Consider the following 17571-nt stretch of genomic DNA (forward strand, 5'->3'; position numbering starts at 1 on the left):
CGCGATGCTCGACGAACGAACGCCACCTTCGGGTGGCGTTTTCGTTGGGCGGGCCGCGCAGGCCCGCCCGCGCGCATCACGGCGTCGCGACGCCCTTGAGTTCCTCGTCGTACAGCCGCTGCGCCAGCGGCGGATTCAGCGTCTTGACGCGGCGGTACAACTGCATCGCATCATCGATCCGCCCGGTGCGGCGATAGGCAACCGCCAGGTTGGCAATCACGTTCACGTGTGCGTCGTCGGGATACGCGGTTCATGCCGTCGAAGATCCCGACCGCCGCATCGGGCCGGTTGCCGCGGATCGCCGCGATGCCCGTTGCCTCGAGCGCCAGACGGTTCGCCGGATCGAGCTTCAACGCCTGATTCGAATGATTTTCTCTGCGATCCTGACGAATCGATACGCCGGGTCGTGCCGGCACCCCGGCAGCCGGCCGGGCGCGGCAGCAATCCGGTGCGCCCCGCATACGAAAATGCCGCCCGGGCACGCCGAACGGCATCGCATGAAAGGCAACGTCTTCGCGTGCGCGGCGTTCAGCGACGCGCGCAGCAAGACGGGCGTCGTGTCGTCAGCGCCAGTTGGCCTCGTAGAAGCGGACGTAGCCGCTGCGCAGCGTCACGCATTGCGCGCGCGTCTCCGACAGCAGGCGCCGTGCAGCCGCCTCGATACGGTCGCGGTGCTGGTCGAATGCACCGACCATGTCCTCGAAGCGCGGCGAAGCCGCACCGAAGTGGTCTTCCAGTGCCTCGGCGGTGATCTGACATTGAACGCGCTCGCCATTCACCAACGCCGTGAACGCAAGCATCAGGTCGCGCCCCGAATACTCGGGCTTCTCGTTCGTGAAATGGATTTGCATGGGACCCGCCTCGACCGGTAGAAAACGAATGACCGCGTCCGTCGTCCGCCACCGGCCGGACGAAATGTACGCGGGCTCGCCGGCGGGGGCACGGCCCGCGGGTAATGGCGCGGGTAATGCATGCCGGTTGCTTTCCACTTTAGACGGTTTCGCGCGGGAGACAAAATTTACGGCGTGCGTCGTTCCGACGCGCATTTCATCTGATCAGCGCGGCATCCGGCACCGTTTCGGAGACCGGCGTCAGTGAGGATCGTTGGGCCAGACGTTGAGCGCGATTGCGGCCGTCGTGGCGCCGACCGCAATCGCGGCCGCCCCGTATCGCACCGCATCGGTCAGATCGAACAGCAGCCCGTGGATCGCCACGGCAATGCCGCCCAGCATGATGAATGTGGCGATGGCCGCCAGCACGACTCTCAGTTCCGTCCGAACCATGATGCGTCTCCCGAACGGATGCATGTCGCGTCGCATGCATGTTGCAATGCGGAACACGGCGCGTGCGTGCTCCGTTTCCATCATTGCAGGCGGGTATTTAAAAGCAAGTGGATTTTGTACGCGGTCGCACATCGCACGCGGCGCTTGTATGATGTTGTGTGCCCGGATGGCCGGCGTTCGCGCGTCGATGGTGCGCCGCACGCGCAGGCGGGAACCGGTAGAGAAATCCGGCGAGCACGTGTGTGCCGGATCGGCCGGATTCGAGGAGCGTGGGGCTTGGGTGGCGCTAAAGCGCGAACTCTGGTCGACCGCGAAGCATGGGACCCGAGTAAGCGCTAAAGCGCTAACTCTGGTCGACCGCGAAGCATGGGACCCGAGTAAGCGCTAAAGCGCTAACTCGGGTCGACAGGAGACAAGTCATGCCGCAACCTTTCGTGCTGCCCGCCACCGCGGGTCGCACCGACCTGCTCGCGCAGGCGCATGCGCGTTCGACCGCGGTCGGCCTGCGCGCGCACGAACGTCCCGATTTCTCGCCGCTGTCGCGCCTCGCACTGCGCGAACTGCTCGACACGAATCACGCGCTGTTCTCGCACGCCCGCCCGGTAATGGAGAACCTCCACGCGCAAATCGCCGACACGCAAAGCCTCGTGCTGCTGACCGACGCGGACGGCGTCATCCTGCACAGCATCGGCGACGCGGACTTCATCGAAAAAGCCAACCGCGTCGCGCTGTGCACGGGCGTTTCGTGGGCGGAAGGCGCACGCGGCACCAACGCGATCGGCACCGCGCTCGCATCGGGCCAGGCCGTCGCCGTGCACGGCGACGAACACTTCCTGCGCGCCAACCACATCCTCACCTGCTCATGCGCGCCGATCTTCGACCCGTTCGGCCGCACGCTCGGCACGCTCGACGTCAGCGGCGATCCGCGCGGCTCGAGCCCGCACACGCTCGCGCTCGTGCGGATGTCCGCGCAACTGATCGAGAACCACCTGTTCGCGAACCAGTGCGCGGAAGCCCTGCGGCTGCGCTTTCATGCGCACGAGGAATGCGTCGATTCACTGTTCGCCGGGCTCGTCGCCTTCGGCCCCGACGGCGGGCTGATCGCCGCGAACCGCAGCGCACAATTCCAGCTCGGTGCGTCGTTCGACGCACTGCAACATCAGGCCAGCGACGCGCTGTTCGGCATGCGCTTCAGCCAGCTCGCGCAGCAGGCGGCACGCGCACCCGGCGCAATGTTCCGCCTCACGCTGTCGACCGGGGTACGCGTGCTGGCGCGCTGCGAATTCGCGGAAGCGCACAAGACCGCCGTCGCCGTCACGCCGCCCGCGCCCGCCGCACGCGTGCGCACACCGGACCCCGATGCGATCACGTTCGCGACGCTCGACACGGGCGACGCACGCATGGCCGCCGTGCTCGAACGCGTCGCGAAGATCCGCGGGCGCGACCTGCCGCTGTTGATCCTCGGCCAGACCGGCACCGGCAAGGAATGGCTCGCCCGCGCACTGCACCAGGCATCGCCTCGCGCGGACGGCCCGTTCGTCGCGGTCAACTGCGCGGCGCTGCCCGATTCGCTGATCGAGGCCGAGCTGTTCGGCTACGAAGACGGCGCGTTCACCGGCGCGCGCAAGCGCGGCAGCCCCGGCAAGATCGTGCAGGCCGATGGCGGCACGCTGTTTCTCGACGAAATCGGCGACATGCCGCTCGCGCAGCAGGTCCGGCTGATGCGCGTGCTGCAGGAACGCGCGGTGATGCCGCTCGGCGGCGCGCGCGCGGTGCCGGTCGACGTGCGCGTGGTCTGCGCGACCCATCGCGACCTGCGCGCGATGATCGCGGAAGGCACGTTCCGCGAAGACCTGTTCTACCGGATCAACGGGCTCGCGGTCACGCTGCCGGCGCTCGCCGCACGCACCGACCTGCCCGCGCTCGTCGAGCGGATTCTCGCGCGGCTCGCGCGCAGCGAACCGATGCCGCGCCGCATCGCGGCCGACGTGCTCGACGCGTTCATGCGCCACCGCTGGCCCGGCAACCTGCGCCAGATGACCAACGTGCTGCGCACGGCCGGCATGCTGGCCGAGGACGAAGACGAAATCACGCTCACCCATTTGCCCGACGATTTCTGGCTCGACTGCGACGACGCACCGGCGGCGCCGTCATCCGCGGCGCCGGCCGCATCGGCCGGCTCGCACGAAGGCACGACGCTGCAACACCATCAGGCCGCGGTGATCGATGCCGTGCTGGCACGGCATGGCGGCAACGTGTCGGCGGCCGCGCGCGAGCTCGGCCTCGCCCGCAATACCGTGTACCGGCACCTGCGCCGGCATTGACGCCGGCCGCCGGCCGACGCCGGCCGCCAGCCCGTTCGGGTATGCTTGGCGCGTTGCCGCCGAATCGCCGCCCGCCTTCGCCATGACCCATCCGGAACACCTTCCCCTCGTGCGCATCGAGCCGCTCGGCGCGACCTTCGATGCGCCCGATTCGCTCACGCTGCTCGAAGCCGCCGCGTTCGCGCGCGTGTCGCTGCCGCGTTCGTGCCGCAACGGCACATGCCGAAGCTGCCTTTGCCGGATCGTCAGCGGCAGCGTACGCTACACGATCGAATGGCCGGGGCTGAGCCGCGAGGAAAAAGCCGACGGCTATACGCTGCCGTGCGTGGCCGTCGCGACGTCGGACCTCGTGCTCGACGTGCCCGACGCGGTCATGCTCGACTAGACGCGGCCCGCGGTCGCGCGTGCCGTCCGGCAAAGGTTGATCCTGTGTGGAGAACGTCATGACCCAGCAAACCGATCGCATCGAGAAACAGGCCCTGCTCAACGCATCGCCCGACCGCGTGTGGGAAGCCGTCAGCAATTCCGGCGAATTCGGCCAGTGGTTCGGCGTCTCGTTCGACGGGCCGTTCGCGGCCGGCCAGCCGCTGTTCGGCCGCATCACGCCGACCCGCGTCGACGACGACGTCGCCAAGGCGCAAGAACCCTATGCGGGCACTGTGTTCGAAATCGTCGTCGATCGCGTCGAGCCGAAGCAACTGTTCTCCTTTCGCTGGCATCCGTTCGCGATCGACCCGAATGTCGATTACACCTCCGAGCCGATGACGCTCGTCACGTTCACGCTCGCGGCGCAGGCCGGCGGCACGCTGCTCACGGTCACCGAAACGGGCTTCGATCAGTTGCTCGAAACGCGCCGCGCGAAGGCGCGCGAGATGAACGATCAGGGCTGGGCCGCGCAGATGACGCTGATCGCGAAATACCTGGCCAGGCACGCATAGCGCGCCGCAACGCCGCACCGCCGTGTCGACATGCGACTCGACGTGCGTGGCATAATCCGCTCCATCGTCGCCCCTACGCCGCCGCGCATCGCATGCTGAGTCGTCGTCTCCGGAAGATCGGCAGTCTGATCGGGATGCTCGCCATCCTGATGACGGCGCTCGCGCCGACGATCTCGCAGGCCCTGACGACGCAGCGGCGCGTCGATACGCTGCTGGCCGGCTACTGCACGGCCGCGCCGGCCACCGGCGAGCGCGGCGCCGATGCGTCGCGGAAGAGCCTGCAGGCCCACCTACAGGCATGCGGCTACTGCAGCCTGCTCGCCCATACGCCCGCACTGCCCGCGCCCGAACTGACGTTCGCGGCCAACGTGCACATCATTCAGCATCGCGAAGCGACCCGCTTCGAAAGCCTGCGCCGCGCGCTGCCGCTCACGGCGGCGCAACCGCGCGCCCCTCCGTTCACGTCCTGATTCGTCGTCAACGCCCGTGATGCCGTAGCGCATCGCGTGGCCCGCGCACGCCGCCGGCATGCGCGACGTGTCACGTTTCGAAGGACGATCATGTCTCACCGTGTTGCGCGCGGCGTCGTTCCGTGCGTGCGGCCGCTTGCTGCCTGTGCGTACCGTCGCGCCCGCATTAGCCCGCGGGCAAACGCCTGGCCGCGCACGTTCGCGCCGGCGTCGGCCGCCATCGGTGCTGCTGCGATGGTGCGCGTGCATCCGTCCGTCGAATCCGTGTTGCTTCATCCGATTCGCCACTCGCACACTCAACCATGAAAACCGCCACTTTCATTCGCGGCACGCTCGCCGCACTCGGCTTCGTCACCATCCAGGCCGCCCACGCGCACGCACTCCCGAAGACGCAGGAACCGGCCGCCGGCGCCACGCTCTCAACCGCGCCGCATGCGGTCTCGATCGGTTTCAGCGAGGCGCTCGAGCCCGCCTTCAGCTCGATCGCCGTGACCGACAGCCGCGGGCAGTCGGTCGCCGACGGGAAATCGTCCGTCGACGCCGGCAACCGGAAACGCATGCACGTCGCGCTGGCCAGCCTGACCGCCGGCACGTACACGGTCACGTGGATCGCGGTGGCCAGCGATGGTCATCGCACGCAAGGCCACTACGCGTTCACGCTGAAATGACGTTCGCGATGCGCATCGGCGTTTCGTGCCGATCGCGTCGCCGCCGATACCCGCCGCATCCACCCATCAGGAGAACCAACCATGAAACGCCCGATTCCGACCGGCCTGCTGTTCGCACTGCTTGCGCTGCAGGCTCCCGCCACGTTCGCCGCGCCGGCCGTACAGGCAGAAAACTGCTGGATCCGTGCGATGCCGGCGACCGTGCCGTCGTCCGGCTACTTCACGCTGAAGAACGACGGCGACGCGCCCGCCACGCTGACGGGCCTCGACACGCCCGCATACGGAATGGCGATGCTGCATGAAACGCAAACGAACGGCAGCACCGCGAAGATGGTTCACGTCGACGCCGTCGAAGTGCCCGCGCACGGCACGGTGACCTTCAAGCCGAAGAGCTATCACGTGATGCTGGAGCAGCCGCGCCAGGCCGTCGCGCCCGGCGCGAAGGTGCCGTTCCGGCTGCGTTTCGCGGACGGCTCGACGGTATCCGTGACCTGCGACGCCAAGGCGCCGACCTACGCCGGCCAGTAACGCCGCCCGCCCCCGATCGAAGGAGACGCACATGAAACACCGCCTGCCGCTGGCCGACCTGATCGTCCGCTACCGGACGCCGCTGAATGTCGCCGTGCTGATCGTCTGCGGGATATGGGCCGGATGGATCGCGTGGATGACGCGGCCCGCCGCGATCGATACGCCGCCGTCGATCCCCGCCTACTGCATGCGCGACGCACGCTGACGCGCCGCGACGGCACGGTTCCGGGCAAGGCCGGGCCATATATTGGCGTGGCATCATCGCGTCATCCCGCCCGCCGGAACCGCCTCTCGGAGCGCCGCATGTCCCTTCAGACCTGGATGCTGTTTGCCGCAGCCTATCTCGCCACGACGCTGTCGCCGGGGCCCAACGTGCTGCTCGTCATCCGCAACACGGTGCGCTACGGCACGCACGGCACGGCCGCGACGATCGCGGGCAATCTCGTCGCGCAGGGCGTGGTCGTGGTGCTCGTCGCACTCGGCGTCGGCGCGGTGCTCGCCGCGATGCCGCCGCTGTTCGTCGCGATGAAGGTGGCCGGCGCCGCGTACCTGATGGTCCTGGGTGTCAGGCAACTGCGCGGCGAACGCAAGGCCGGCGCGTCGACCGGCGCGGCGGAGGTCGACGCGCCCGACCGCGGGAAGCTGTTCCGCGAAGCGCTGTTCGTGTCGGGCAGCAACCCGAAGACGATGATCTTCCTGTCGGCGTTCATGCCGCAGTTCATCGTGCACGACCGCCCGCTCGCGCTGCAGTTCGTCGTGATGTACGCGACGATCGCGTGCACCGTCGTGGTCGTTCACAGCGTCTATTCGGCCGGCGTGCGCCGGTTCCATCGTGGCTTCGGCATGAGCCGCGCGGTGCGTGCGCTCAAGCGCGCCAGCGGGCTGCTGTTCGTCGGGCTCGGGATCAAGCTGCTGACTGCGCGGCAGGCGTAAGCGCTCGTATTGTCGAGACCGAACCTGCCGCGCCGTCCCGTCAGCGTGTTTGCGCAGCCAGCGCGGCGGTGATCTCCACGAACGACGGCCGCGCGTCGACATCCTCGTTCAAACAGGCGGCCGCCAATGCGTCGAGCGTGGGCCGGCCGGCCCGCGCCTGCTGCCCGCATCGATCGAGCAACTCGCCGAGCAGGTAACCGAACGCACGCACCTCGAGGCGTTCGAACCGCGCACCGCGCATGCGGTCGTTCACGTCGTAGAGCGACGCCGCGCCGAAATCGCCGAGCAACGCGCCACCGGCACCGTCGTGCAGGATGTTGTGCGCATACAGGTCGCCGTGCATGATGCCGCGTTCGTGCAGATGGCCCGCGACCGACGCGATGCCGTGCGCGATCCGCAGCGCCGCGGCAGGCTCGAATCCCGTGCCGTCGGCATACACGTCGCGCGTGCAGGTCGCGAAGCTCGGCGGCCCCGCGAGATTCGTCAGCGCGGAATCGACGAGTTCCATCACGAGGCCGTGCGTGCCGTCCGGGTGCCCGCGCACCTTGCCGATCACCGGGATCATGTTCGGGTGGCGGCCGGCATGCAGGCACGCGGCCATTTCGCAATCGGGCAGGCCGTCGCTCGTCACCGCGCCCTTGAACAGCTTGACGGCGACCGCGCGCGGCGCACGGTTTTCCGCCGCCCATCGCGCGCGGTAAATCACGCCCGATGCGCCTTCACCGAGCTTCTGCTCGCATGCGAGCGATGCCCAATCGACGTCGGCGATGTCCGGCTCCGCCGACGCCGCGGCTTCCGGCGCCGCGCCGAACGGATTGCCGGCGGCAGCAAGCCACGCGAGCCGCGGCATCCGCAGCAGCCAGTCCGGCAGTTCGTCCAGGCGATTCGCCGACAGGCGCACCAGTTCGAGCGCGCGGCAGGCGGCCAGCCCGGCCGGCAGCGTACGCAGCCGGTTGCCGGCGAGCATCAGCTTCTGCAAGCGCGAGCAATCGCCGATATCGGCGGGCAACTCGTCGATTGCGTTGTCGGTGAGGATCAGCCAGCGCAATGCGCGCGGCAGCGATCCGCGCGACACCGTTTGAATCCGGTTCGCCTTGAAGCCGATCATGTCGAGCCGTTCGCACGCGCCGAGCACGCTGGGGAACGCGGTGAAGCGGTTGCCGGACGCGAACAGGATGCGCAGGCGATGCAGGCGCGGCAGGTCGTCCGGCAGCGCGGTGAGCGCATTGCCGGTCAGGTCGAGCACTTCGAGCGTGTCGGCGAGATCGAAAATCTCGCGCGGGAATGCCGTCAACCCGCATGCGAGCTTGAGTTGCCGTGCGCCGGCCAGTTGCCCGGCCTGCAGTTGTTCGAGGGTATGTGTCACGCGGAGAAAACGGGTTGCGGTTGCGGCGGCCATCGGGTCGATCGCCCGAATTCTACCGGGATCGCTTTCGCGCCTCCGCCCATCGTGTCACACCCTCTTCACAAACGCGAAATGTGACGCTACAATTGCGCCCCTTGCAGTGCAATGCAGTGCCGACGTGGTGAAATTGGTAGACACGCTATCTTGAGGGGGTAGTGGCGAAAGCTGTGCGAGTTCGAGTCTCGCCGTCGGCACCAGATGCGGTTTAACCACGTTTCAAGTTCAGCAGTCCACGCCTTGCGTCGAGGTTCAGACGATCCAGCCGCCTCGCAACGAGGTTTTCGTCGTGGTTCCTTCCTCATCCTCGCCTGGCGCGGCATGCGCCAATTGCCGGCCGACAAGACCTGTCGGAGCATGGCCCACATCGATAACCGCACGCTCCCCTTTCCAGCTTGAAGTCCATTCGATCGGACACTGTCGGGAATGCTGCGCGTCACGCTTTACTGACGGCCCGGCCACGCGTCAGGACAAGTTGAAGACCTGACTGCAAGGCAGCTTTGCGCCGCTATCGATCGTCAGATTGAAGTACGGTTTGCGATCGAGATGCCTTTCGTCCGCATCGGGATCGGGGATATTTCGAAATCGCTCGAAAACGAGCGTCTTGCCGTTCCGCAACCGTATCGACATGAACTTCATCGATTGATCGAATGTCGGCGTTCCCCATGACGAATCAATCGGCTTCCCGTCGCCAGCGGACAGGTAGACCGACAGGCTATTGCCCCACTCCTGACGGGGCACCACCTTCATCTGATCGGCATCCGCCTGAGGCACGCCAACATTGACGGAAAGTTTCTTCCCTCCCTTTACCGTGCAAACGAACTCCTGATTGCCGCCGAAGCGCTGCTGAAACGCGACGAACGGATCGGCGTTGCCTTGATCGGCCAGAACTGTCGCCCCCCAGCAAGAAAGCACTGCGCCAGAAATCAAAAACCACGCATTCCATTTCATTTGATCCAGACTCCCGTCACCTTTCTACCCTATTCGGACTGATGTAATCACGCACGAACAACGGTCCGGGCAGTACGACCCCGGCCTGACCATGAGTCGATTCATCGGTCGTATCGTAGACGATCACGGCACCCTCGGGGGGATCATAGGGGCTGGTGATGTATGTGCAAGCAGGCACCCCGCTTCTGCCAGGCGTAGCGAATGAATAGTGAATCCCTCATCGACAGGCTCCACAACCGGTCACGACGATCATCGATTGCAAATTCCGGAATCCATCCTTTATTTTCATCTCGCGATCAACACCGACAGATTGCAGACGGCAGCGCGCAACAATTAGCAAAAATACTTCTTCGTCGATATTGAAATCATTCAAATGCGAAGACCAGCATCCCGTCGAATACGACATCATCGCGCTTCCAGCATGCTCGAAAAACACGACGCCACATCGCTACGCGGTTTTTGTTTCCACGGCCCTCACACCGCCCCATCCTCCCCCGCCAGCAACAGGAAATTCCGGACCACCGCCGACGATTCATCGCATCGTGACGCAATGGCGAGCCGTGCCCGCAACGCATCCCCCGCCAACGGCCGATAAACGACTCCGGCAACCTGCACCTGCGTAATCGCCTTCGGCACGACCGACACGCCGAGCCCGGCCGCGACCAGCGTCACAGCGGACGCCATTTGCGGCGCAGGCTGCGCCATGCGCGGCTCGAACCCGGCGGCATTGCATGCGGCGACGATATGGTCGAACAGCGCGCCGCCGGCCTCCCTCGGCACCTGCACGAACGACTCGTCCGCCAGTTCCACCAGATCGATCCGCCGCCGCTGCGCCAGCCGGTGCGCAACGGGCAGCGCGACGAACATCGGTTCGTCGTCCCAGTCGAGTAACCGCAACGTCGCGGCGGCCCGGCGTGCCGGCCGCACGATCGCGACGTCGAGGTGCCCGGCCTCCAGCGCCTCCAGCAGCATCCGCGACGCGGCCTCCTGCAACGTCAGCTCGGCATCCGGAAACGCTTCCCGAAAGCGCCGGATCAGGTCCGACACTTTCGAATTGAACGCCGCCGTCCCGGTGAAACCCACGCGCAGATGCCCGGTTTCCCCGCGCGCGGCCCGCCTTGCCGCGCGCACCGCACGCACGGCGGCGTCGAGCACGCGGCGCGCTTCCTGCGCGAAGACCTCGCCCGCCAGCGTCAGCTCGGCGCCGCGCGCGGTCCGCCTGAACAGTTCCACATCGAGCTCGCTTTCGAGCGCCTTGATCTGCTGGCTCAACGGCGGCTGCCCGATGCCGAGCGCCTCGGCAGCCTTGGTGAAATTCGATGCGGCCGCCACGGCCAGAAAATAACGGAGATGCCGGAGTTCCATTCGTACGTGCTCTCACGGTGTGCCGGGTTGATTCACCAGCCAGTGGTTAAACATATCGCTGCGGTTACTTTCATATATTGGACATATACATGACCGTGCGCAAGAATTCAGGCATTCCTTCGCACATCGAGCGCAGTCATGTCCTCCCCTTCGCTTTCCCGTGCGCTGCCCGGCACGCAACAGGCCACGCCCGATGCGCTGCCCGCCGGCGTTTCCCCGCGCTCGGCCGCGTACAAGCGCATCGCTCTCGCGCTCTTCCTTGCCGGTTTTTCCACGTTCTCGCTGCTGTACTGCGTCCAGCCGCTGCTTCCCGCGTTCGCACGCGAGTTCGGGCTCGGCGCGGCCTCGAGTTCGCTCTCGCTGTCGCTGTCGACCGGGATGCTGGCGATCTCCATTCTGTGCGCCGGCGCGCTGTCCGAACGCGTCGGGCGGCGCGGGCTGATGTTCGCGTCGATGACGCTCGCCGCGCTGTTCAACGTGCTCGCCGCGCTGTCGCCCGACTGGAACCTGCTGCTGGTCTGGCGCGCGCTGGAAGGTTTCGCGCTGGGCGGCGTCCCGGCAGTCGCGATGGCGTATCTCGCCGAGGAAATCGCGTCGGAAGGGCTCGGTTTCTCGATGGGGCTCTATGTCGGCGGGACCGCGTTCGGCGGCATGGTCGGACGGATCGGCATGAGCATGCTGGAAGAGCACTTCTCGTGGCGCACGGCGATGCTGACGATCGGTGTCGTCGATCTCGTCGCGGCGGCCGCGTTCGTGATGCTGCTGCCGCCGTCGCGGCGCTTCGTGAAGCGCACCGACCTGACGCTGCGCCATCACTTCCGGCTGTGGGGCGAGCAACTGCGTCACGCGCGGCTCCCGTTCGTGTTCGCGATCGGCTTCCTCGTGATGGGCGCATTCGTGACGATCTACAACTACGCGGGGTTCCGGCTCACCGCGGCCCCGTTCAACCTGAGTGCGACCGCGTGCGGGCTGATCTTCGGCGCCTACCTGTTCGGGATGGTGTCGTCATCGAGCGCAGGCGCGCTCGCCGACCGCCTCGGCCGCGCACCGGTGCTCGTCAGCGGCGTGCTCGTGTTCGCGGCGGGCCTCGCGCTGACGCTGTCGCATTCGCTCGTCGCGATCGTCGTCGGCATCGTGCTCGTGACGATCGGCTTCTTCATTGCCCACTCGGTCGCGAGCGGCTGGGTGGGCTACCTCGCGGGGGCCGCGAAGGGGCACGCCGCGTCGCTGTACCTGCTTGCGTACTATCTCGGGTCGAGCGTGCTCGGGTCGATCGGCGGCACGTTCTGGCAACACGGCGCGTGGACGGGCGTCGCCGCTTATGTCGCGGTGCTGCTTGCGCTCGGGCTGCTGGCGGCGCGCCGGCTGGCACGGGCGTAACGGGTGTAGCAGACATAATGGGCGCAGTGAGTGCAGTGAACGCCCCGCGCGATCCGGTCATTCGTCGCGAGCTTCAGGCGCGCGACGCATCCGGCCAGCCGCGCGCCGATCAAGACGCCAGCGCATCATCCCCCTTCACCGCATACGCCGACTCGCGCCGCTTCAGCCGCATCGCGATCAGCGCCGCGAGCACCGCCAGCGCGGCGCCCGTGAGAAACCCGCCCGTATAACCGACCTTCGCGGTGAGCGACAGAATCGTCGACGACGCGATCAGCTCGCCGAGATCGCGCGTGCTCTGCACGGCCGTCACGTCGGTGCCGGCCTGGTCGCTGCCGCCCGCGAAGCGCATGCCGGCCGTCATGATCGACACCGACGTGATCCCGGTCGCCAGCGAACCGAGTACCGTGCACAGCCATGCCCACGACGGCGACACCGGCAGCCACCCGCCCGCCTGCGCGAACCACAGCAGCGCGGCCGCGCCCGCACAGCTCACGCCGGCCGTAAACGCGGGCCACAACCCGAGCCGCCTCACGAGCCACGCACCGCCGCCGCAACCGAGCACGACCGTCACGATGCCGCCGGCCATGCCGAGCTTGCCGATCGCGTCGAGCGTCCAGCCCGCGTCGTTGAGGAACAGCTTCGACAGGCCGAAGCCGGATACGGCCGTCATCGCCGACAGCAGCGCAAGCGACAGCAGCGACCACGAGCGCGGCCGCTTCGCGAAACGGACGAGGCTCGCATCATGCTCGGGCTTCGCGCGCGCACGATCCGCATCGCGCGGCAACACCCACAGCACGCAAACCAGGCTCGCGAGCGGCACGGCCGCCAGCGCGAGAAACGCGGCCCGCTGGCCGAACAGGCCGATCAGCGTCAACGTGCCGGCGCCGCCGCCGAAGAAGCCGATCATCACGCCCGCGATCTGGATCGCGTTGATCTTCGCGAGCGTGTCGCCGCTGAAGTGCTCGGCGGCCATCCCGTCGTTCGCGATGTCCTGGGTCGCGCTCGCAAGCGACGCGACGGCCAGCAGGCCGACCGCCCATCCGGCCGTCGCGACCGTCATCCCGATCTGCGCGAGGCTGCCGAGGCAGAGCACCACGAGCGTCTGCATCGGCAGCATCCAGCTGCGCCTCCGGCCGATGCGCGGCGACCAGCGGTTGTCGACGACAGGCGCCCACAGGAACTTCACGACCCACGGCAAACCGACGAGCGGCAGGAACGCCAGTGCATGAAGCGGTGCGCCGTCGTGGCGCAGCAGGGTCGGCATCGCATCCATCGCGATGCCGATCGGGATTCCCTGTGACAGGTAAAGCAGCGTGATCGTGATGACCAGGCGGCGATGTTCGAGCAGATCGCGCATCGAAGTCTCCAGTTGCATGAAATTAAAAAGGTTCGGCACCGGCCGGCACGGGCGCGGGCCGCATCGCATCGCGGCGCGGACGGCGCGCGGCACGCAGCAGCAATGCGCCGAACGCGACGAGGGCCGCGTCGATCGGCCAGTACACGGGTTCGCCCGCGCCGAGCAGCGCGATCGCGCAATGCGTCGCCCCTGCCAGCCCGTAAGCGGCGCCGGCCGCACGCATCAGCGTGCGCAGCCAGGCCGCGCGATCGGCCACGCAGGCCGCGAGCGCGAGTGCACCGCCCCACACGGCCCAGAACAGCATCGCGAGCACATGGTCGACGTGCACGCCGGCGGGCAACGCACGCCCCGCGAGCAGCAGGACGCCGCCGGCGAGCACCAGCCCGCCGCAGGTGCCGACGGCGACCGCGGCCAGCACGTTCGCCGAGCGGTCGTGCTGCGCCCGCCGCCGCTCGATCCACAGATGCAGCCCCGTCGCGCAGAGCGCGCACGCCGCGAGTCCCATCAGGAAATGCAGCACGCGCAGCACGCCGCCCATCGCACCGACCCAGCCGTATTGCGCGAAATGCAGCGGCTGCACCGCGATGAACGCGCGCAACCAGAAGCCTCGGCCGCGCGACGTGGCGTCCGCGAGCCATTGCCCGTCCACCGCGCGATACTGGTGGCGCTCGAACACCGCCGTGCTCGGCAGGCCGGCGGTCGTCCCGGCAATCTCGACACGCGCATTCACGTCGCCCCACCGATGCAGCACGACGGCTTCGCGCCGGAAATCCGGCGCACGTGCCGCATCGCGCCGCAGCAGCGCCTCGAGATCGGGCGCGCGTTGCCACGCGCCGCCGGCGGCAGTCGGCGGCGGCCCGCCGAGCAGCTCGGCGAACGCGCGCTGCGGTTGCCCCGGATATGCGACGCCCGCAAGCGACACCGTGCCGAGCGCGCCCAGCCCCGACAACGCGCCGGTGAACGCGAACAGCACGAGCCACGGCGAGCCCCACAGGCCGATCCACGCGTGCAGGTCGAACAGCGCGGTGCGCAGCCCGCTGCCGCGCCGGATGCGCGCCGCGGCAGGCCAGCGCCGGTGATGCACGACCAGGCCCGCGACGATGAGCACGAGCAGCACGATCCCCCACAGGCTGACGAAGATCCGCCCGGGAAAGCCCGCGAACAGCGTCTTGTGCAGCGTGACGAGCAACGCCGCGCGTCCGCCGTCGGCCAGCCGCTCGCCCGTCGCCGGGTCGAGCGCCAGCGTGCAGGCCTGGCGCGCGTCGCAGAAACGGATCGCCGGATCGGCCGGTTGCGGCAGCGCGATGCGCGCATCGCGCAACGGCACGCCGAGCGCCGCCGCGCGCGCGACGAGCGCATCGAGCGACAGCGCCGGCCGCGCGACGGCGACCGGCGGCGGCCGCCACCAGCCCTGCATCGAATCGGTCGCAAGACTCCACGTGCCGCTGAACAGCACGACGAACAGCACCACGCCGAACAGCGCACCGGCGCCGCGATGCAGCGCGCGCCAGCGCGAACGCGATGAAGCGTCCATGTCAGCGCCCTCCCCAGAACATCGCGCACGGCACGAGCACCGCGAGCCACAGGCAGGCGCGCCACGCGGCCTGCCGCCGCCCGGGCGCGACGAGCACCCACAGCAGCGCGGCGACACCCGCGGCCAGCGGCAGCAGCACCGCCGCGTAGAGCCGGTTCAGGCCGTCGGCCGGGTAATGACGGGCCAGCGTGACCGCCAGCGCGACCGCGCCCGGCAGCACACCTGCGATCGCGAGCGCCGCCCGCGTCCCCCAGCCGCCCACCATCAGAACTGCCCGCGCACGGTCAGCATCACGTTGCGCGGTTCCCCGTAGCGGTTGTTCCAGCCCGGCTGGCTCAGGCTCAGGTAGTACTTGCGGTCGAACAGGTTGTTGACGTTGACGGCCGCGCTCCAGTGCTTGTCGTAGCGATAGCCGAGCCGCACGCTGGCGAGCGCGTAGCCGCCCTGGCTCATCGTGACGCCGTTCGCCTGCGCCGAGTAATTGCTCTGCACCTGCAAGCCGCCGCCGATGCTCCAGCGCCGCTCCTGCCACGGCAGGTCGTAGTTGGTCCACAGCCGGAACAGGTGGCGCGGGTTCAGCAGCGGCGCGAACGTGCCCGCGTTCGCGAGGTTGTCCGCATAGCGCATCGTGTCGTACGTATAGCTCGCCCACACGCTCCACCACGGCGTGATGCGGCCGTTCGCCTCGAACTCGAAGCCCTGGCTGCGCACGCTGCCGCCGTTCACGTAGTAGCAGTTCGGCCCCGCGCACGGATGCGCGAGATCGACCTGCGGATTGTTGTCGAGATCGATGCGGAACGCCGCGAGCGACACGTTCAGCTTGCCGCCCGCCAGTTCGCCCTTCACGCCCGTCTCGTAGGTGCGCCCCTTCACCGGCGTCAGGATGCCGCCGCCCCACATCGACTTGGTTTGCGGCTGAAACACTTCCGCATAACTCGCGTACCACGACCAGTCGCGCGCGAAATCCCAGATCAGCCCGCCGTACGGCGTGAACTGGTGGCCGGTGTTGTAGTGCGCGCCGAGGCTGTCCTGGTTCCACCAGCTCATCCGGCCGCCGAGCACGAGCGTGACGGGTTCCGCGAGCTTGATGCGGCCGAGCCCGTACACGCCCTTCTGCGACACGTCGTTCTGCTGCGACTGCTGGTACGGGCCGACGCCCGGCTCGGGTACGCTGCCCGGGTTCCAGCGGTAGACGTTCACCGGCGTGCCGGCCACGTTGCCGAGCAGCTGCGCCGACATCTGCCCGCTGCTGCTGTTCGCGTAGGTCACGCCGAACAGCAGGTCGTGCGTCAGCCCGAACGCATGCACCGGCCCCTGCACGTTCGCATCGATGCTGCGGCTGTAGCTGCTGAACTGGTACGCGCCGCCCGTCAGTGCGCCGCCCGCACCGGTCGACGGATCGATCGCGCCGTACGAGCCCGCGTATTTCAGGTCGGAACGCACGCTCTGGTATTCGCCGCTGACCTTCGCTTTCCAGCCGGCGCCGAGCTTCTGCTCGACCGACGCGAACGCGCGCGTCGTGTCCCAGTCGAAGTGGCCCCACGCCGTGTCGAGGAACGTCGAGCGCGACAGGCCGAGGCTCGACCCGTCGCGCGCCATCGGCACGCCGGACATGTCGGGCACCGAGCGCGTCGTCTGGTACTGCGCGCCGAACGTGAGCAGCGTGTCGCGCGTCACGTCGACTTCCGTGATGCCGTAGATCGAGCGCGTGTCCTGTTTCGCATGGTCGTAGAAGAAATGACGATCCTCGTATGCGGCGACGAGCCGGCTGCGCACGGTGCCGGCCGCATTGAGCGGGCCGCCGATGTCGGCTTCCGCGCGGTAGCGGTCCCAGCTGCCGACGCTCACGCTCGCGTTCGCGGAGAACTGGTACTGCGGCCGCTTGCGCACGAGGTTGACCGTCGCGGCCGGGTTGCCCGAGCCGTGCAGCAGGCCGTTCGCGCCACGCAGGATCTCCACGCGTTCGTACACGGAGATGTCCTGCGGCGCGCTCGCCATGTCGCCGATCACCACCGGCACGCCGTCGAATTCGAACGAATCGACCTTGAAGCCGCGCACGAAATACGCGGTGGTGAGCAGCACGTACGGCTGCACGGTCACGCCCGCCGATTGCTGCATCACCTCGTCGAGCGAATACAGGTTCTGCTGGTCGATCCGTTCGCGCGTCGTCACGCTGACCGACTGCGGAATCTCCCGCAACGCCAGCGGCATCTTGCCGACCGTCGCCACGGCCGGATCGTCGGCCACGCCGCGCGACGCGGTCACGGAAATCGCCTTCAGTTCGCCCGCGGCAGGCTTCACGGCGGTCGTTTCCTCCTTCCGGACTTCCGCGCCGGCCGCCGGCGCCGCATCGGCGAACGCCGCCGCCGGATGCGCGGCGATCAGCAGGCCGAGATACAGCGACGGGCGCCAGCGCCCTCGCCCCAGACGGGCGACGC

At 68.1% G+C, this 17571-nt stretch carries 19 protein-coding genes and 1 tRNA gene; 10 read left to right on the forward strand and 10 right to left on the reverse strand.

Annotation, left to right across the window (positions count from 1 at the left end; all coding sequences use genetic code 11):
• Positions 1–76 precede the first annotated feature (76 nt).
• From AB3K92_RS19710 to AB3K92_RS19720, 3 genes are all read right to left on the reverse strand, one after another.
• Complete coding sequence (locus AB3K92_RS19710; protein WP_226203898.1) at positions 77–226, reverse strand: tetratricopeptide repeat protein; 150 nt, start codon at positions 224–226, stop codon at positions 77–79.
• Between the two features lie 337 nt (positions 227–563).
• Positions 564–851, reverse strand: a complete 288-nt coding sequence (locus AB3K92_RS19715; RefSeq protein ID WP_011354308.1) for a DUF1488 domain-containing protein — start codon at positions 849–851, stop codon at positions 564–566.
• Between the two features lie 240 nt (positions 852–1091).
• Positions 1092–1367 (reverse strand): DUF2964 family protein, encoded by a 276-nt coding sequence (locus AB3K92_RS19720; RefSeq protein ID WP_021163278.1) that lies wholly within the window; start codon positions 1365–1367, stop codon positions 1092–1094.
• Between the two features lie 335 nt (positions 1368–1702).
• Here AB3K92_RS19720 and AB3K92_RS19725 point away from each other — a divergent pair, with 335 nt between their 5' ends.
• The 8 genes from AB3K92_RS19725 to AB3K92_RS19760 all read left to right on the forward strand — a co-directional run bounded on the left by AB3K92_RS19725 (position 1703) and on the right by AB3K92_RS19760 (position 7144).
• The gene (locus tag AB3K92_RS19725) at positions 1703–3607 is read left to right on the forward strand and encodes a sigma-54-dependent Fis family transcriptional regulator (protein ID WP_060331498.1); all 1905 of its coding nucleotides are present in this window, start codon (positions 1703–1705) and stop codon (positions 3605–3607) included.
• A gap of 82 nt (positions 3608–3689) precedes the next feature.
• The gene (locus tag AB3K92_RS19730) at positions 3690–3992 is read left to right on the forward strand and encodes a 2Fe-2S iron-sulfur cluster-binding protein (RefSeq protein WP_042977775.1); all 303 of its coding nucleotides are present in this window, start codon (positions 3690–3692) and stop codon (positions 3990–3992) included.
• Positions 3993–4050: 58 nt separating this feature from the next.
• On the forward strand, positions 4051–4545 hold the full coding sequence (locus AB3K92_RS19735) for an SRPBCC family protein (protein ID WP_174415651.1): 495 nt from the start codon (positions 4051–4053) through the stop codon (positions 4543–4545).
• A gap of 92 nt (positions 4546–4637) precedes the next feature.
• The gene (locus AB3K92_RS19740) at positions 4638–5015 is read left to right on the forward strand and encodes a DUF2946 domain-containing protein (RefSeq protein ID WP_369465652.1); all 378 of its coding nucleotides are present in this window, start codon (positions 4638–4640) and stop codon (positions 5013–5015) included.
• A 302-nt stretch (positions 5016–5317) separates the two neighbouring features.
• The gene (locus AB3K92_RS19745; protein WP_060056907.1) at positions 5318–5683 is read left to right on the forward strand and encodes a copper resistance protein CopC; all 366 of its coding nucleotides are present in this window, start codon (positions 5318–5320) and stop codon (positions 5681–5683) included.
• A gap of 81 nt (positions 5684–5764) precedes the next feature.
• On the forward strand, positions 5765–6211 hold the full coding sequence (locus AB3K92_RS19750) for a copper chaperone PCu(A)C (protein ID WP_048024762.1): 447 nt from the start codon (positions 5765–5767) through the stop codon (positions 6209–6211).
• Between the two features lie 31 nt (positions 6212–6242).
• Positions 6243–6416 (forward strand): hypothetical protein, encoded by a 174-nt coding sequence (locus tag AB3K92_RS19755; RefSeq protein ID WP_021163271.1) that lies wholly within the window; start codon positions 6243–6245, stop codon positions 6414–6416.
• Positions 6417–6514: 98 nt separating this feature from the next.
• On the forward strand, positions 6515–7144 hold the full coding sequence (locus tag AB3K92_RS19760; RefSeq protein WP_233344199.1) for a LysE family translocator: 630 nt from the start codon (positions 6515–6517) through the stop codon (positions 7142–7144).
• Positions 7145–7184: 40 nt separating this feature from the next.
• On the opposite strand, the gene AB3K92_RS19765 is transcribed toward AB3K92_RS19760, so the two are convergent.
• Positions 7185–8510, reverse strand: coding sequence for a leucine-rich repeat-containing protein kinase family protein (locus AB3K92_RS19765; protein WP_369465654.1), 1326 nt, complete (start codon positions 8508–8510; stop codon positions 7185–7187).
• 151 nt (positions 8511–8661) lie between these two features.
• Between AB3K92_RS19765 and AB3K92_RS19770 the strand changes: the two genes are divergently transcribed.
• Positions 8662–8746: transfer RNA gene (locus AB3K92_RS19770), tRNA-Leu, on the forward strand.
• Between the two features lie 265 nt (positions 8747–9011).
• On the opposite strand, the gene AB3K92_RS19775 is transcribed toward AB3K92_RS19770, so the two are convergent.
• Positions 9012–9497 (reverse strand): hypothetical protein, encoded by a 486-nt coding sequence (locus AB3K92_RS19775; protein ID WP_369465656.1) that lies wholly within the window; start codon positions 9495–9497, stop codon positions 9012–9014.
• A gap of 474 nt (positions 9498–9971) precedes the next feature.
• Positions 9972–10862, reverse strand: a complete 891-nt coding sequence (locus AB3K92_RS19780) for a LysR substrate-binding domain-containing protein (protein WP_369465657.1) — start codon at positions 10860–10862, stop codon at positions 9972–9974.
• Between the two features lie 138 nt (positions 10863–11000).
• Here AB3K92_RS19780 and AB3K92_RS19785 point away from each other — a divergent pair, with 138 nt between their 5' ends.
• Positions 11001–12242 carry an MFS transporter gene (locus AB3K92_RS19785; RefSeq protein ID WP_059485193.1) on the forward strand — a complete coding sequence of 414 codons (1242 nt, stop codon included), beginning with the start codon at positions 11001–11003 and terminating at the stop codon, positions 12240–12242.
• A gap of 109 nt (positions 12243–12351) precedes the next feature.
• Here the strand turns inward: AB3K92_RS19785 and AB3K92_RS19790 are convergent, their stop codons facing one another.
• From AB3K92_RS19790 to AB3K92_RS19805, 4 genes are read right to left on the reverse strand one after another with little or no spacing between them, the layout of a single operon-like run.
• Entirely contained in the window at positions 12352–13599 is a 1248-nt protein-coding gene (locus tag AB3K92_RS19790; RefSeq protein ID WP_059649461.1) for an MFS transporter, read from the reverse strand.
• A gap of 22 nt (positions 13600–13621) precedes the next feature.
• Positions 13622–15133 carry a PepSY-associated TM helix domain-containing protein gene (locus AB3K92_RS19795; RefSeq protein ID WP_369465658.1) on the reverse strand — a complete coding sequence of 504 codons (1512 nt, stop codon included), beginning with the start codon at positions 15131–15133 and terminating at the stop codon, positions 13622–13624.
• A gap of 1 nt (position 15134) precedes the next feature.
• On the reverse strand, positions 15135–15398 hold the full coding sequence (locus AB3K92_RS19800) for a hypothetical protein (RefSeq protein WP_369465659.1): 264 nt from the start codon (positions 15396–15398) through the stop codon (positions 15135–15137).
• A complete protein-coding gene (locus AB3K92_RS19805; RefSeq protein ID WP_369465800.1) occupies positions 15398–17521 on the reverse strand; it encodes a TonB-dependent siderophore receptor in 2124 nt (707 codons plus the stop codon). Before AB3K92_RS19805 ends, AB3K92_RS19800 begins: the two co-directional genes overlap by 1 nt.
• Positions 17522–17571: the final 50 nt, after the last annotated feature.

The organism is Burkholderia sp. Bmkn7, assembly GCF_041103175.1.
GTDB lineage: Bacteria > Pseudomonadota > Gammaproteobacteria > Burkholderiales > Burkholderiaceae > Burkholderia > Burkholderia cepacia.